A 15,496-nucleotide genomic window follows, 5' to 3' on the forward strand; every position below is an offset into this window, starting at 1 on the left:
GGCGGAGACTGACGCGCGGTTTTCCAGCGGCGCTTTCAGCCGCTATACACATCAGCCGTATCACCATGAGGATTTAGCTTTCCAAATCGATGGTCTCGATGGCGGCTCTCTCAATCGGCAACGCCTTGGTGAAACGGGCGAAGAAGTCCTCGAACCCGGCGACATCCTTCGCATCGGGCTCCTCGGTGGTCGATTCGGCGTTGGCGAAGACGCGTTGGTCGAGATACTGATCCAACGGAGTGTCTTTGTGCCACAGATAATCGGCGAGCACGGCCATACCCCAGGCACCGCCTTCCGCCGCCGTAGACATCACCTTGATAGGGGTGTTGAATGCCGCCGCGAGAATCTTCTGTGCCACCTTCGGGGTGGTGAAGATGCCGCCGTGGCCGACCATCGAGTCGACCTTGACGTGCTCGTCCTTGGTCATCACGTCCATGCCGATCTTGACCGGCGAGAACGCGCCGAACAGCTGGGCACGCATGAAGTTAGCAAGGTTCATGTGGCTTTCCGGACCGCGCGCGAAGACCGGACGGCCTTCCTCAAGGCCCGCCAAGAATTCACCGGAGTAGAAGCAATAGTTGATAAGTCCGCCGGCGTTGTCATCCGCGTCGGGGCCGATGGCCGCACGGAACAGCGTGCCGTAGAGTGTGCCGGCATCAAGCGACGTGCCGATGGCCTTGGCGAATTCGCTGAAGACCTTGATCCAGGCGTTCAGGTCGGAGGTGAAGTTGTTGGCGTGGCTCATCCCGCAGGGGTCGCCGGCAGGAGTCGAGACCAAGTCGACTTCGGGATGCAGGCGTTCCAGCGGATGGTCAAGCACGACGGAAGCGAAAATCGAAGTGCCGGCGGAGACATTGCCGGTGCCGACTCGTACGGAGTTCGTGGCGACCATGCCGGTGCCGGAATCGCCTTCCGGCGGGGCGAGCGGCGTGCCGGGTTGCACGGTTCCAGTTGGGTCAAGCAGCTTCGCGCCTTCGGCGGTCAATGCTCCCGCGTCACTTCCGGCGACCAGCGGAGTCGGCAACAGATCCTCGATGCTCCAAGGTTGGGCCGCGACCTCAGGCAGCGTCGAGAACTGCGCAAGCATGTGCTTGTTCCAGCTATGGGTCTCCGAGTCGATCGGGAACATGCCGGACGCGTCATCAATGCCGAGCACCTTCTTGCCGGTGAGTTTCCAATGCACGTAGCCGGCGAGTGTGGTGAAGAACGCGACATTCGCTACGTGGTCCTCTTTGTTGAGGATGCACTGATAGAGATGAGCAATCGACCAACGTTCAGGAATGTTGTACTGGAAAAGTTCGGAAAGTTTTTCGTGCGCCGCGTGCGTATTGGAATTGCGCCAGGTACGGAACGGGACGAGCAGCTTATCGTCCTTATCAAAGGCGAGGTAACCGTGCATCATCGCGGAGAAGCCCATCGTACCAATCTTCGTAAGCTTCTCGCCGTAAGCGTTTTCGACATCGTTTGCAAGCGCCGCATACGCCGCTTGCAGACCAGACCATACCTCTTCGAGCGAGTAGGTCCATAGCCCGTTTTCGAGATGATTTTCCCAACCGTAATCACCTGCAGCGATGGTCGAATAGGTATCGTCAATGAGTACGGCCTTGATGCGCGTGGACCCGAACTCGATACCAAGCGAGGTTTTGCCCGCACGTATCTTCTCCGCTATCGCCGCCACATGCTCCGTGGTGTCTTTTGCAACTGCCATCGTGATTCCAGCTCCTTTACTATCGTCGAAGACTACTGCGTTGGCACGGAATGCGCTGTCATCTCCGACAAAGCACGCGCCTCGTCGATCGCGAAGAGCCACATTCCTCCCGTTTGCAAGCCCTGCATTACCGTCGTTGGCTATTTTACCTTCGGTAATGTGAGCGCTCACATTTGCTAAACAATATCTTACACGTAGCCGTTGCCAAGTCCGCAACTCCTCTAGAATTCACTAATTCACGATTCGAAACAGAAGCAAAAGTGATGTATTAAATCCGTTCCCCATCACACGTTCACGTAGATAACTCCGCCGAGATATCAGAAATGTTGACAACTCGCACACGACACGCCCGGGATGCGGATAACCCATAGCATTCGACCACAATGGGCGTTTTTGACACGGTAAACGTCGAAGATTCCCTAAGCTACGAAGAACAGACACAAGCGATACAAAATATTTCTTTTGTCTAGTGCGGGCTTGCGTTTTTAGTCTAGTGAGGGGTTTAGCATATGGTTCAAAGGAAATGGCTTATCAAAGCCTTACGCAAAGAGGCAAAAGCTCAAGGAATTCAAGTGCGAGAGCGTCAAGGAGGAAATCACGAAATCTTCTATTTGGATAATCTTAGAATCCCCATACCTCGACACAACGAACTAGAAAAGCCGACAGCTCAACTAATCATCAAAGAAGCATCCGCAAAACTCGGAAAGGACTGGCTCAAATGAGAAGGAAAAAATATCTGGAAACCACCGCTGACGGCAAACCGACAAAGCACCAAGACAACTACAGCGTTACCATTGAAGCCGGCGAAAAGTACTGGATACTGACCATTCCCGGTGTTGGGGTGACACAGGCCCGGACACTGAGCGAGGTTGACGCCATGGCACGCGACTACATCGAGATCATGACTGGAGACCAAAATTTCGCCATGACCAAAGAGATGAAGTTCCCTGAAGAGGTAGAAGCCCACCTCGAGGCCATGAAACGCTATCGGGAGCAGTCCAAGGAAGCGAACACGCTTGCGGCGCAGGAATCGCGCAAAGCCGCGAAAGGGTTGCGGCAGGTAGGCCTTACCCTGCGGCAAATCGGCCAGGCTCTAGGGATTTCCTACCAGCGTGCGAGCCAGTTGATCAATGGGTGAAACCTTGATTTGCACGATATTTGCAAAAGTCAAGCCAGAAGGCAAAAATCAAGAAATCTTGAATTTTTACCTATTAATTAGATTATTTACCATATTTTGTTTAGTATTGAAATATGGGAAACAAGAAATCATCGCAAAGACGCGAACTAAGCATAATCATCATCGAGGATGACCCATTGGCCTTACAATGCGAAAAGAATCTTCTGAACCGTCTGCAGAATTACAACGGATTCCGTTTGCGGGTATGGGGCACCTTCAAACCCAACACTGGCTTGGAAAAGTGCGCACATGATCCCCATCCGGCGGATGTCGTTTTCCTTGAGCTGTCTCTTTTGGATAAAATCGGACAAAACGTTACCCGTGAAATCAGGGAATTACGCCCTGGCATCGTCATTATCGGAATCACGTCCCATATCGAAAACTATCCTCAATCAATGGCTAAATTGTTGCAATTGCATCGTATCGTCAGCAAAGTCAAATTATATTACGAACTGCCATATATCATCGAAAGCGTTTATCGCCAGAAAAAGCCTCGCCGCCGTGTGCCCGTAGCACATGATAAAGAATCAGGGCCGCCACCTCCCGGCCACAGCGAAGATATTCGCAGCCAATTGTCCTGTTCCTATGAGGAACCATACTGTCAAGGCACAATGGAATGTCATAGCGAGTCATTAAACGGTTATGACGGTTCAAACCAAAGCAACGACATAACGGCACTTGCACCAAGCAGACAAAACCAAAGTAGGACACCTCGCAAGAGGAAACGTTCACAACGAAGTGAAGTCTCCTTGCGTGACGCCGATGAGGGGGAACATAGGGGGATTCTTTCGGAATCGAAGCCCGTAAATCATGATCTGGCCGTAGAACGGCTGAAAATGGAAGCCGCCAACCAAGCGAATCTGCCTACAGTCCCGATCACACCTATGGAATTGCGTGTCATCAAGTTAAGCAGAAGAGGATTGAAGCCGGCCGAGGTTGCAGAACAACTGGGCGTTTCCGTCAATACGATTTATTCTCATCGCAGCCATATCAAGGCCAAATGCCATACGCAGATCTGGCATGAAGTTCTCACCATTTGCGGGGAACAAAAGAGAAACGGGACCCTTTAGGGAGCCAGACAATCCGCATAAACCACAAGAACCGGCCAATTTCTAGCACAACCAGGTTGAAATGCAAAAAAGTGGCCACTGACAAGCAGCAGATGACCGGCTTCTGACGCGAGTAGGTTCAGGCAAGCTTGAAACCTAACTCGCGAGCGGCATCGGCGGGGACCGGATCCTCGCACCAATAATCCTCAAGATTTTCGTCGGTGGCCAGGGAACGTATTTCGGCCTGATCGATGTAGACCTCGCCGCTCAAGTGATCAGTCTCGTGCTGGAAGATACGCGCGGGCCAGCCGTGCAGATGCTCTTCGTGCTTGTTGCCGTCCTCGTCCTGCCAGCGGGCGGTGATGTCGAGCCAACGACGACGCACAGCCTGATAGCCCGAGAAACTCAGGCAGCCTTCGTAAAAGCTGCGCTGTTCGGTGCCGATGGGTTCATAGGTTGGGTTGATGATGGCGCGGAACGGGAATTCGGCGATTTCTCGCGGGTCGTTCGTATCGTCGATCATGTTTTCATTTTCGTTGCCGCCATCGGAGCCATTATCTTGATTCGATGAATTCTGATCGCTTTTACCGCCGACATGCCCTTCGGGATTGTCATCGACTCCCCTGCCGCCAACGCGCACATGATCCTCGACCACGGCAATACGCAGCCCCAAACCGATCTGGGGACCGGCCAAACCGACACCCGGCGCTTCGAGCATCGTCACGCGCATGGCCTCGATGAGCTTGGCAAGCGTTCGCTTGCTCAGCTGGCCATCATATTCGGCGGCATTCTGCCGCAGCACCGGCTCCCCCATCTGCACGATGGGAAGAATCTTCTCTTTGCCTCCGGTTTTGATGAGCTGCTCGACGGCGTGGTTGAGTTCGGTATCGACTTTGGAATTGCGAGAGAACATCAGATCGCCAGCTCCTGCGCGACCACCTCGGCCAAACGCTGGCAAACCTCGTCGGCCTGCTGTTGCGTTTCAGCCTCGACCATCACGCGGACCAACGGCTCGGTACCGCTCGGGCGAAGCAGCACACGGCCGGTGTCACCGAGCAGTTTCTCTTCGCGAGCGACGGCATCCTGCACCTTGGCATTGGTGGGCGCAGCCTTCTTGTCGACCTTGGGAACGTTGATGAGCTGCTGAGGCAGTTGCGGGAAGTCGGCAGCGAGTTCCTTCAGCGACTTGCCGGACTTGACGACCTCGTTGCAAACCGTCAGCGCGGTCAACGTGCCGTCGCCGGTAGTGGCGAACTCGCGGTTGATGACATGGCCGGACTGCTCCCCGCCGATGGAATAGTCGCCCTTGAGCATTTCCTCGAGCACGTAGCGGTCACCGACATTGGTCTGCACCGTCGAAATTCCCATGTCTTTCAACGCCAGTTTGAGGCCGAGGTTGCTCATCACGGTAACCACAAGCGTGTCATGGTTGAGCTTGCCCTCGCGCTTCTTGGCGCGCGCGAGGATGCCCATCTCCTGATCACCGTTGACCATATTGCCGTCTTCGTCCACGGCGAGGCAACGGTCGGCATCGCCGTCGAACGCCACGCCCATCGCGGCACCGGAAGCACGCACCATAGCCTGCAGCTGCTCGGGGTGGGTGGAACCGGCCTTCTTGTTGATGTTGTAGCCATCGGGCGAAGCATTGATCACCAAGACTTCGGCACCCGCGCGACGCAAGGCTTCCGGCGCGACCACGGATGTGGCGCCGTTGGCGCAGTCGGCCACGATCTTGAGACCCTTGAGCGGCTTGGGCTGGGTCTTGTCGGCGGCAATCGGCGCGATGGCCGAAACCAGATGGTCGATATACATATTGGTGGCGGTGTTGATGTCGTGACTGATGCGGCCCACGCCGGCGCCGGTCGGTCGGTCCCAATCCTGACCCAAAACGGCTTCGATCTCGTCTTCCTTCTTGTCCGGCAGCTTGAAACCGCCGCGAGCGAAGAACTTGATACCGTTGTCGGGCATCGGGTTGTGCGAAGCTGAGATGACCGCGCCCATTTCGACGTTGAGTTCGCTGGTCAGGTAGGCCACGCCCGGAGTCGGGATGATGCCTGCATCGATGACGTCAAAACCGCCGGCACTCATACCTGCCGCGAGCGCAGAGGCAAGAAAATCGCCGGAAACACGGGTGTCGCGGCCGATCAACGCACGCCGACGACCTTCCCTGTGTTCCTCTTCGGTTCCGGAGGAATCCCCAAGCACACGCACCGCCGCATCGCCCAAGTCGAGCGCCAGCCTTGCCGTCAAATCCCTGTTCGCCAATCCGCGAACGCCATCGGTTCCAAACATATTGGGCATACTGCCACATCCTCCGTTTGCACGAATGTTACTGGCCCCAATCTTACTCAACAGATTTCAGGAACGCCGCGCACGCCCCAACACTGCCCGATTTCGTCGCATTTGGAGAGTTCTGGATTAATACCTAAATCAATCCGGTAAATCATTGGTCAAGCCGCGGCAATCTCAGGAAAACATTGCACTTGCAAAGTAGCTATACAAGAAATACCTATTTCTTGCAACGTAGATATACAAGATTCAGGTATTCCTTGCAATCTCGCGTGGCAAGATTTATTGATTTCTTGCAACGACAAATTGCAAGGCTGTGTTTCAGCATAATCCAGTAAAGGGGACCAACGACGAACGTCAATCCCCTTTATCGTTCAGAGCCTTATCAGCAACTAGGCCTTACAGGCTGGCGTTGTAGGCGCTCACCTTCAGGGCACGGCGCGAAGACTCGACGTTGCCGATGACGATGTTGCGCAGGGCGCGGGCGGCGTCCTTGTGAGACTCCAGCCATTCGTCGCCAAGATTCACCAGTTCGGCCGGGTCGGCGTAAGAAGGATAGAGGTCTTCGAGCAGGGTTTCGGCCATGTGGAAGGTGCGGTTTTCCCAAATCCAGTCGACTGTTTCGTAATATTGGGCGGTATACGGCTTCGCAAGCTTGCCGGTGAGGTTCGACGAGAAGCCGAGCGCGGCGGCGGCGAGCTGTGAGTTGGTGAGGTTCAGGTCATGGATGGAAGCGTCCCAAGCCCACGCCTTGGCCTCGGCAGTCGGCACGGAGGCACGGGCACCGTAGGCGAACTCGCGGTTGTCGGTGGTGTCGCGGAGCTTCAGTTCCGCATCAATCGCCTCGTCGTCCATCTCACCGACGGCAGCAAGCGCCTTGACCAGAGCCCAGCGCATGTTGTTATCGATTTCGAGACCCTTGAGTTTCAGCGAACCGGAAAGCAGACCCTTCACGTTCGAAATGAACGGGGCATCGCCGATCTCGCCATAGCCAAGATAGGCGGTGACCAGCTGGAACTGCTCGTCGCTGCCGGCCTCGGCCTCGTTAGCCAAGTTCCACAGACCCTCGGCGACGTGCTTGCCGACGGCCTCGCGGCGAGCAGGAGCAGCATAGTGCGTGGCGGTGGTTTTGAGGCAGCTCAACGCATAACGGAACGTGGTGGACTCATGCTCGGTCGAAAGCATCTTGAGGCTCAGGTCAATGAAGCGCTCGGCCGGGAATTCGGCGTCGCGCGTCATGTCCCAGAACGCCAGCCAGACCACGGCGCGTGCCAGAGCGTCATCGAATTCGAAGAGATGCTCGGCGGCGAACTCGCGCGACTTGTCATCGAAACGCAACTTGGTGTAAGTCAGATCATCGTCGTTCAGGAGGATGAAATCAGGACTCGGTTTCCCGGCGGCTTCGGCGGCAATAGTGGTCTCGCCGTCGACATCAAGCTCGATCTGGTCGGTACGCACGACCTTGCCGGTCGCGGCATTGCGGTTGTAGAAGCCGATGGCCATGCGATGGACGCGCAGCACGGGATGTTCGGCCGACGCGGTCTGGGTCAAAGTCAGCGATTTAATAGTGCCGTCGTCGTTCTCTTCAACAGAAGCGGCAATAGTATTAATGCCAGCTTCCTCGAGCCACTGTTTGCTCCAAGTCTTGAGGTCTCGCCCGCTCGCCGCTTCCAGCTCAACCAGCAAATCGTTCAGCGTGGCGTTGTCATACTTATGCTTGTTCAGGTAGCTGTTGATGCCCTTGAAGAACTTGTCGCGCCCGACGTAGGCCACGAGTTGCTTCAGCACGGAGCCGCCCTTGGCGTAGGTGATGCCGTCGAAGTTCACTTCGGTGTCGTGCAGGTCGTTGATCGGCGCGGTGATGGGGTGGGTGGTCGGCAGCTGGTCCTGGTTCAGGGCCCAGCTCTTCTCGCCGGAGGTGAACGTGGCCCAGGAATCCTTCCATTCCGTGGCCTCGGCGGTCGAGAGGGTCGACATGAATTCGGCGAACGATTCGTTGAGCCACAAGTCATTCCACCACTTCATCGTCACCAGATCGCCGAACCACATGTGCGCCAGCTCGTGGAGCACGGTGACCACACGGCGCTCGGCCAACGCGTCGGTGACCTTGGAGCCGAAAACATAGGAGTCACGGATGGTGACCATGCCGATATTCTCCATCGCGCCGGCGTTATATTCCGGCACGTAGATCTGGTCGAACTTGGCGTACGGGTAAGGCACGCCCCAGGTCTTGGCGTAGAAGGCGAAGCCCTTCTTAGTGATGTCGAAAAGGTATTCGGCGTCCTTGTCGAAATCGGCTTTGAGCGACTGGCGGCAATATTGCGCCATCGGCACGGTGCGACCGTCTTCGTTGGCATAAGTGGTGTGCCACTCGGCGTACGGACCGGCGCAGATGGCGGTGAGGTAGGAGCTCATCTTCGGCGTGGTCTCGAAAACCCAGCGCTTGGTGGTCTCGGCGGGGTGCGTACCGAGCGTCCCTTCAGCGGTCATCGCATCGAGGTTTTCAGTAGACTTAACCGGCATGTTGGAGGTGACAAGCCAGGACTGCGGCGCGGCCACTTCGAAATCGAACGTCGCCTTGATGTCGGGCTGATCGAAAACGGCATAGACACGACGGGCGTCCGGCACCTCGAACTGGGAGTAGAGGTAGACGTTGCCGTCGGCGGGATCAACAGAGCGGTGGAGGCCTTCGCCAGTGGTCGAGTATTGGCAGGAGGAAACGACCTTGAGAGTGTTGCGTTCCTTCAAAACCGGCAATTCGATGCGGTTGTCAACATAATACTTCGCAGGGTCCAGCTTCTCGCCATTCAGCTCGATGTCACTGACCTCGTCGGCGATGAGATCGGCAAAACTTGAAGCACCCGCCTTCGCGTCAAACGTAATCTCGGAAACCGACGGGAAATTCTTCGGTCCTTTCGTCAGATCGAGATCGACATGATAACTGACCGGCCCAGTGATAACGGACTTACGTTCCTCGGCTTCGACACGTGTGAGATTCGCTCCTGGCATTTCGCTCCTTTATTATTTCGTGCATGCGGCGGCAACAGCTTGCGCCGCAGGATCAAGAGATTGATTCCATTATGTCAACGGGGCACGTCAGCACCACGCCGACAGCGCACACGACGAATTGCCACCTCACTTGAGCAGTGGAATCGGCGATGTCTGGCAAACCTTTATGCTTAAAAATGGTTGGGGAAGCGTCAGGAAAGTTGCACCGATATGAAGATTACGTATGAACGTTCCGGTTGCAAACAGTTTTTCAAAAAGCATCGCGACGATGAAAAGACCATTAAAAGCTGCATCGAAAACGCGCTCAATCTGCAGCTGGAAACGGGCATGTCGAAAGTCAAGCGAGCGGTGTCGGCAAGGGTCGGCGGGCAATGCGTTTATGAATGTCGTGTCAATCTCAAACGCACTGGTTCCGCTCGCGTCGCGTTTATTGTCAATGAAAACGATGACTGTGACAACAATAATCATCTATCCAATAAAGAGAACAACACTTTCAATGGAACCGACCACAGCCGACACGAAAACAACAACCAGCGTAAGCCAGAAGCCAAGAAGACAAGTCAGGGCATAACAAACGATAAAAACGTCACCGTACTGTTCATCTCTTCAACCTTGCAGAAGGACGAATTCACCCGCCTGCTCGAACACAATCTGAAGGAGGCCGGGCTATGCGACTGATCCCCGTCAAGCAGGCGCTGAGCATGATGGAGAACGCAGCGACGACGAAATCGGAGTATAGGAAAATCACGTTGCTGACCGCGAAAAAGGACCGTTCGCTTAGCCTTGAGCACGATGAAAATGACGTCGTTCTGATCGAACAGGGTTATCGGGGTGAAAACACGACTTTCGCTGCTGCCGCTGACTCCAAGACCACCCGTGAATGCAAGCGTGCCGTTAAGCAAGCGTTCAAACGCGAATTCCCCCGCAGCCACAAAGTCTACGTTTCCGCGATGAAATAAATTAAAAATTACTCTATACAACAATAAATGTAATTTTATCATTTACATATGCTTATTCAATACATAGCTATGAATAAAAACTTGACACGGCTTATAAACTAAGAAAAATTAGGCCACAGTTACACAACCTGCAATGATTGTCATTAATGCCGCTATGAATTTGAACATTTTCGCGTAAATAGCACGACTGCGAATATTTCTTATCGAATCAGATTTGTTATTAAGCTCAGACGCAACACCATGAGTGGTACGTTCTTCAATTTCCTTTAACACATCACCTTCCCACTCCACAAACGAGTAATAAAAAGTAGCAAGCCCCAGCAATACAGTTATTATGACTTTAACTACTTTCAAGTCAGTGGGAACGACTAAAACAGCACAACCAATCAAAATAACAGCAATTAAAATACAATAATCATACCAATGAATCAAAACTTGTTTGCAATTAATACCTTGATACCTAATTCCTACTGCTTCCCAGTACCTTTCTAAAATCTTTGTTTCCATTGCCTTTTCATCTGAAGTCAATGACTTATCCACAGAATCTGACGAATTCTTCCCAATTGAATTAGCCGAGTTTGCTGTTATCTCTTTATTCTCCATATTCTCCATTGTTTAAAATCATTCTCCCTATCAAACAAACAGTAATTCACAACACTATAAAATATGAACTGCTTAGTAGACAACATTTACCAATCTTTCTATATGCTATCGTTCAATAATCAAACCACTGAATAGATTCATTAGCAAAAATATTCCGCAGGATAATGCAGCGCAAGCTGCTTCAAAAGCAGGTAACGCGCAAGCCAGAGGGCGAGGAACGGGAAAGCGAAACCGAAGGTGACGTCGGAGAGGAAATGGGCACCCTGCATCATGCGGCTGAACATGACGATCAACGCGTAGACCAGTGCGATGCCATAGACCATGCTCTCCTTGTTTTTCCAGCGCGGATTGACCAAGGCGAGCAGGCAAAGCGACAAAACAGCACCGGCAAATTGCGAATGGCCGGAGGGGAAGGATTTGACCTCCTCAGCCACACCTCCGACAGCTGCAAGATAGTGCTTGCCGTTCGGGTGATACCACGGGGTGAAGAGGTCGAAATAGCCTTGCATCGAGCGGAAACGGACACGGCCCCAGAAGATCTTGAGCACTTCCAGCAGGCACATCGAGGCCAGGAACACCGCCACGATGGCGATGCCGGCCCAACGATAACGCTGCTTCAGCTCGTCAGGAATCTTGTAGACGATACAGGCGATCAGAATGGCGACGATGACACCGTACGCCACGCCGAACAGATGGCAGTATTTATAACACAACGCAAGGCCTATCAGCGTCGAACCAAAGTAGACAAGCCCTGAAAGTATGAGCTTTGCCAAATTTTCCTTGACGAATTTGTAAGTCCAGAAGAGCAACGCCGCGCCAATCATCAACACGGTCGCACCGATAATCGGAGCGAGACGTTCGAAGAAAGCCGAGAAGCCGTTGCCGGGCATGTAAACCGCCTGGTCAATGCGCAGATCGGCAAACGTGCCGATAATCAGCAGCACCAGCGCGCCGATTGCTGTGGCAGGAAATATCTTTTTCATACGCTCGTTCCTTGTGGTCCGTGTCATTTTCGCTTTTTGCGCCAACTGCCGTACCGCATATCTAAAAACATATACGGCGACAGCCTCGGCCGTCTGAAACCAAGTGAAAGCTTATCCGAATTTAACAGTGTATTCTCTCGGAAGCCCCAAAGCCGACAGATGGCCAGAGGTTCAGCAAAAGTTCACATAGGCCCACATATTTGCATGGGTTCGCATCGATAAGCATGGCAATTCCCCGGCAAGCACGAAACCTGCCGGGGAATCAAATAATTATTCACTGATATGTTCGGCTATGAAGCCAAAACCGAACGTTCCAAGCGCAACTCGCTCAGCCTCAGTTACCTGCCGGGGTGCCATCGATGACGTCGTGGGCGATGTCGGCGATGACCGGGACGATCATCGGCTTGCGGTGAAGCTGACGGGAGACCCAGCTGCCGATGGTGCGGCGCATGATCTGCTGGAGCTTGTGGGTGTCGTGCGTGCCATCCATCATCGCGTCTTCGAGCTGCTGAACGATCTGGTGACGCACATTCTCGAATTCGCTTTCGTCCTCGGGCATCGCGTTGAGGTAGACCTTCGGGCCGGAGATGACGTTCTTGGCGTCGGTATCGACCACGGCGAACGCGGAGACGAAGCCTTCGGTGCCGAGCACCTTGCGCTTCTCGAGCTCTTCGTCGGTAAGCTCGCCAACGGTATCGCCGTCGACGTAAACATAGCCGCACGGCACGGACCCGACGACCGCGGCTTGGCCGTGGTAAAGATCCACCACGTCGCCGTCCTCGGCGAGCACGACGTTGTTGGGGTCGACGCCGGTCTTGACGGCCACGAGCCCATTGGCGACCAGGTGGCGGTTTTCACCGTGGATCGGCATGACGCACTTGGGCTTCAGGATGTTGTAGAAGTAGGTGAGCTCACCTTCGTTGGAGTGGCCGGAGACGTGGATCTTCGCGTTGTCGCGGTTGACCACACGGGCGCCCTTCTGCACGAGCTTGTTGATCATGCCATAGACCTCGTTCTCGTTGCCGGGAATCAGGGAGCTGGCCATCACGACGGTGTCGAACTCGTTGATGGTGATGTCGCGGTGAGTGCCGTCGGCGATGCGGCCGAGTGCTGCCATCGGTTCGCCCTGCGAACCGGTGCACATGTAAACCAGCTTGTTGTCCTGAATATCCTTGGCCTTTTTGAGGTCGACCACGGTGCCTTCAGGGATGTGCAGATAGCCGAGATCGGCGGCGATGGACATGTTGCGCACCATCGAACGGCCGACGAAGACGACCTTGCGTCCGACCTTGTGCGCGGCGTCGACGACCTGCTGGACGCGGTGGACGTGGCTGGAGAAGGAGGCGACGATGATCTTGCGGGTGGCCTCGCTGAAGGCACGCTCGAGCTCGGGGCCGATGGTGCTCTCGGGGCGGACGAAGCCGGGGACTTCGGCGTTGGTGGAATCGACCATCACCAGGTCGACACCCTTCTCACCGAGCTTGCCGAACTCGACCAAATCTGTAATACGATGGTCGATGGGCAGCTGGTCAAGCTTGAAGTCGCCGGTGTCGATGACGGTGCCGGCAGGCGTGTTGATGCACACCGCCAGTGCGTCGGGAATCGAGTGGGTGACAGCGACGAATTCGAGGTTGAACGGACCGACCTTGATCTTGTCGCGGCCGGTGACCTCGATGCAACGCGGGTTCTGATGGTGTTCCTCGCACTTGGCCTTGACGAAGGCCAGCGTGAGCTTCGAGCCGATCAGCGGGATGTCCGGGCGGAGGTTCAAGAGGTAGGGCACGCCACCGATATGATCTTCGTGGCCGTGGGTCAGCACGAGCGCTTCGACATCGTCAAGCCTGTCCTTGATATAGCTGAAATCAGGAAGGATGAGGTCGACGCCGGGCTGCTCCTCGTCGGGGAAGAGCACGCCGCAATCGATCAGCAGCAGGTGGCCGTTGTATTCGATCACGTTCATGTTGCGGCCGATTTCGCCGAGGCCACCGAGCGGCACGATACGCATGGAGCCCTTGCGGTATTTCGGCGGGGCGATCAGCACGGCGTCCTGGTTGGGCGAGGTTCCCGGGGTGCGGGAGACGGTGCGCGGGTTGGAACGACGGCTGTTGGAACGGCCGCCACCACGTGTGTTGCGCGATGAATTGGAGCCGCCTGAACGCCGTGAACCGGAACGGGAGGAGCTGCGGGATTCGCTACGCTTCGTACTTATGCTTGCGCTCGTGCGCTTACTGCCCGTATGCTTTTCGCCGCTTTTCGTGCTGGTTTTGGCACGGGTACCGCGCTTTGCGGTTTTCTCGGCAGCCGTCTCGCTTTTGCGGGCACGTGCCTTGCTGGCGCTGCCACGACGATGTGTGGTCGGCGCTGTGGTTTTTTCTTCTGTATCTGTCATATCTATTACTGAACTTCTGTTTGCTTATTGTCTGCACCTGTGTGCAGACGAGGAATAAAAACAGCGGAACAAAGCCCGTGACCGCTTACGCGCCACCGACTTCCCCGCTGTAATGAGTTGTGCTTTCGCCTTGCCTGATCGTCAAACCCTTAAAACCTAGGCTTCCAAGATACCGGCATCGACCATGCCCTGGTGGGCACGCTTGAACTCCGGCTCGCCCGGGCCGACGTTCGGCAAACGCATCTTGGTCTCGTCGAGCCATCCGCGCTCATGCAGCGCAGCCTTGGCCAGAACTCCCTGGAATCCGGTGCCGTTGACGGCATCGACCAGCGGGGCGAGACGAACCGCAAGACGCTGGGCTTCGCGGATGTCGCCGCGGTCGAAGGCATCGGCAAGCTGTCGCAACGGGTTGGACGCGACATGCGCGATCACCGAAATGACCCCGACGGCACCGATGGAAAGGAACGGCAGGAACAGCGCATCGTCTCCGGAATACCAGGTCAATCCGGTTTCCATACGCTTGCGCACCGCTCCCGCGATGTCGCCCGTGGCATCCTTGACGGCCTTGATATGGTCAAGTCCCGAGAGCCTGCAATAGGTCTCAAGCGAAAGATGCACGCCGGTGCGTCCTGGAACGTCGTAAACGATAATCGGTTTGTCCGCCGACTCGTTGACTGCCTGATAGTGCTGGAAAATACCCTCCTGCGAAGGACGGGAATAATAAGGAGCGACCACCAGCACCGCATCGGCGCCGGCCTCCTGGGTCTGCTCGACCATACGCACCGTGTGGGCTGTGTCGTTGGAACCAGCACCGGAAATCACCGGCACGTCGACGGCAGCCTTCACGACCTGGACGAGCTTGACCTTCTCGTCCATATGCGTGACCGGTGACTCGCCGGTCGTGCCGTTGACCAACAGACCATCGGCACCGGAAGCGACCAAATGCTTGGCCAATGCCGCAGATGCTTCAAAATCGACGGAACCATCACCGTGCATCGGCGTCACCATCGCGGGAATAACCCGGCCGAATGGCGCACGATCAAGTAGATGCATAGAAGACTCACTCATACTTCAACGCTACTTCTCGGGCGGGACGGTTATTAGCTCGTGATAAACAACAATATTGCAATACATATTGCGGTTCCCGCTCATGCGAAACCGCCGAATACAGGCTTGCCTTGCACCTGTCGGCGTATCAGACAGATTCGCGGCTCATCTTAGGAATCGTAAGGCATGGTTGAATGGCGCAAGCCCCCACGCATCAGACAGACTGGCACCTGTGCCTAGAGATTTCAAAGAATGAGTCAACTCGTGCAAGCATCTGCGTATC

At 55.2% G+C, this 15,496-nt stretch carries 13 protein-coding genes; 5 read left to right on the forward strand and 8 right to left on the reverse strand.

The window, feature by feature from the left end; all coding sequences use genetic code 11:
* Nucleotides 1–73: 73 nt before the first annotated feature.
* The gene (locus OZX67_RS07665) at nucleotides 74–1,708 is read right to left on the reverse strand and encodes an FGGY-family carbohydrate kinase (protein WP_277142256.1); all 1,635 of its coding nucleotides are present in this window, start codon (nucleotides 1,706–1,708) and stop codon (nucleotides 74–76) included.
* Nucleotides 1,709–2,217: 509 nt separating this feature from the next.
* Between OZX67_RS07665 and OZX67_RS07670 the strand changes: the two genes are divergently transcribed.
* From OZX67_RS07670 to OZX67_RS07680, 3 genes are all read left to right on the forward strand, one after another.
* The gene (locus OZX67_RS07670) at nucleotides 2,218–2,430 is read left to right on the forward strand and encodes a type II toxin-antitoxin system HicA family toxin (protein ID WP_277142258.1); all 213 of its coding nucleotides are present in this window, start codon (nucleotides 2,218–2,220) and stop codon (nucleotides 2,428–2,430) included.
* The gene (locus OZX67_RS07675) at nucleotides 2,427–2,846 is read left to right on the forward strand and encodes a hypothetical protein (protein ID WP_277142260.1); all 420 of its coding nucleotides are present in this window, start codon (nucleotides 2,427–2,429) and stop codon (nucleotides 2,844–2,846) included. Before OZX67_RS07670 ends, OZX67_RS07675 begins: the two co-directional genes overlap by 4 nt.
* Before the next feature lie 113 nt (nucleotides 2,847–2,959).
* Nucleotides 2,960–3,955, forward strand: coding sequence for a helix-turn-helix domain-containing protein (locus OZX67_RS07680; protein WP_277142262.1), 996 nt, complete (start codon nucleotides 2,960–2,962; stop codon nucleotides 3,953–3,955).
* A gap of 118 nt (nucleotides 3,956–4,073) precedes the next feature.
* On the opposite strand, the gene OZX67_RS07685 is transcribed toward OZX67_RS07680, so the two are convergent.
* From OZX67_RS07685 to pepN, 3 genes are all read right to left on the reverse strand, one after another.
* A complete protein-coding gene (locus OZX67_RS07685; RefSeq protein ID WP_277142264.1) occupies nucleotides 4,074–4,847 on the reverse strand; it encodes a peptide deformylase in 774 nt (257 codons plus the stop codon).
* Nucleotides 4,847–6,235 (reverse strand): phosphoglucosamine mutase, encoded by a 1,389-nt coding sequence (gene glmM, locus OZX67_RS07690; protein ID WP_277142266.1) that lies wholly within the window; start codon nucleotides 6,233–6,235, stop codon nucleotides 4,847–4,849. The genes OZX67_RS07685 and glmM overlap by 1 nt, the downstream gene beginning before the upstream one ends.
* Nucleotides 6,236–6,622: 387 nt before the next feature.
* Entirely contained in the window at nucleotides 6,623–9,232 is a 2,610-nt protein-coding gene (gene pepN / locus OZX67_RS07695) for an aminopeptidase N (protein WP_277142268.1), read from the reverse strand.
* Between the two features lie 210 nt (nucleotides 9,233–9,442).
* Here pepN and OZX67_RS07700 point away from each other — a divergent pair, with 210 nt between their 5' ends.
* Nucleotides 9,443–9,910, forward strand: a complete 468-nt coding sequence (locus OZX67_RS07700) for a hypothetical protein (RefSeq protein ID WP_277142270.1) — start codon at nucleotides 9,443–9,445, stop codon at nucleotides 9,908–9,910.
* Nucleotides 9,901–10,191, forward strand: coding sequence for a hypothetical protein (locus OZX67_RS07705; protein WP_277142272.1), 291 nt, complete (start codon nucleotides 9,901–9,903; stop codon nucleotides 10,189–10,191). The genes OZX67_RS07700 and OZX67_RS07705 overlap by 10 nt, the downstream gene beginning before the upstream one ends.
* 108 nt (nucleotides 10,192–10,299) lie before the next feature.
* On the opposite strand, the gene OZX67_RS07710 is transcribed toward OZX67_RS07705, so the two are convergent.
* The 4 genes from OZX67_RS07710 to dapA form a co-directional block, all read right to left on the reverse strand.
* Nucleotides 10,300–10,794, reverse strand: coding sequence for a hypothetical protein (locus tag OZX67_RS07710; RefSeq protein WP_277142275.1), 495 nt, complete (start codon nucleotides 10,792–10,794; stop codon nucleotides 10,300–10,302).
* Nucleotides 10,795–10,934: 140 nt separating this feature from the next.
* Nucleotides 10,935–11,777: a phosphatase PAP2 family protein gene (locus OZX67_RS07715; RefSeq protein WP_277142276.1), complete on the reverse strand. Its 843-nt coding sequence runs from the start codon at nucleotides 11,775–11,777 to the stop codon at nucleotides 10,935–10,937.
* 334 nt (nucleotides 11,778–12,111) lie between these two features.
* Entirely contained in the window at nucleotides 12,112–13,986 is a 1,875-nt protein-coding gene (locus OZX67_RS07720) for a ribonuclease J (RefSeq protein ID WP_277145040.1), read from the reverse strand.
* A 336-nt stretch (nucleotides 13,987–14,322) separates the two neighbouring features.
* Entirely contained in the window at nucleotides 14,323–15,234 is a 912-nt protein-coding gene (dapA, locus tag OZX67_RS07725) for a 4-hydroxy-tetrahydrodipicolinate synthase (protein WP_277142278.1), read from the reverse strand.
* Nucleotides 15,235–15,496: the final 262 nt, after the last annotated feature.

The organism is Bifidobacterium sp. ESL0728, from assembly GCF_029392015.1.
Taxonomy (GTDB): domain Bacteria; phylum Actinomycetota; class Actinomycetes; order Actinomycetales; family Bifidobacteriaceae; genus Bifidobacterium.